The organism is Thiomicrolovo sp. ZZH C-3 (assembly GCF_054862725.1).
On sequence record NZ_JBTKXX010000011.1, the window covers coordinates 1 to 879 of the forward strand.

1 rRNA gene is annotated in these 879 nt (G+C 51.8%); it reads left to right on the forward strand.

From position 1 onward, the window contains the following. A 23S ribosomal RNA gene (locus tag ACXWTF_RS13425) occupies positions 1 to 879 on the forward strand; the annotation flags it as partial.

Here is an 879-nt window from a genome sequence, read left to right on the forward strand (position 1 = left end):
AAAGGACGTTAACAGTGAAATCGAGTAGGACGGGACACGTGTTATCCTGTCTGAATATGGGGGGACCATCCTCCAAGGCTAAATACTCCTGACTGACCGATAGTGAACCAGTACCGTGAGGGAAAGGCGAAAAGAACCCCTGTGAGGGGAGTGAAATAGACCCTGAAACCGTGTACGTACAAGCAGTGGGAGCCGTTTTCGGACGGTGACTGCGTACCTTTTGTATAATGGGTCAACGACTTACTTTCAGTAGCAAGGTTAACCGTCTAGGGGAGCCGTAGGGAAACCGAGTCTTAATAGGGCGTTCAGTTGCTGGGAGTAGACCCGAAACCGGGCGATCTATCCATGGGCAGGTTGAAGGTTGAGTAACATCAACTGGAGGACCGAACCGACTNGTCTAGGGGAGCCGTAGGGAAACCGAGTCTTAATAGGGCGTTTAGTTGCTGGGAGTAGACCCGAAACCGGGCGATCTATCCATGGGCAGGTTGAAGGTTGAGTAACATCAACTGGAGGACCGAACCGACTATCGTTGAAAAGCTAGCGGATGACCTGTGGATCGGAGTGAAAGGCTAATCAAGCCCGGAGATAGCTGGTTCTCCTCGAAAGCTATTTAGGTAGCGCCTCATGTCTCACCTTGGGGGGTAGAGCACTGTTTCGGCTAGGGGGTCATCCCGACTTACCAACCCGATGCAAACTCCGAATACCCAAGAGTGCAATCATGGGAGACACACGGCGGGTGCTAACGTCCGTCGTGAAAAGGGAAACAACCCAGACCGCCAGCTAAGGTCCCAAAGTTCTAGTTAAGTGGGAAACGATGTGGGAAGGCTTAGACAGCTAGGAGGTTGGCTTAGAAGCAGCCACCCTTTAAAGAAAGCGTAA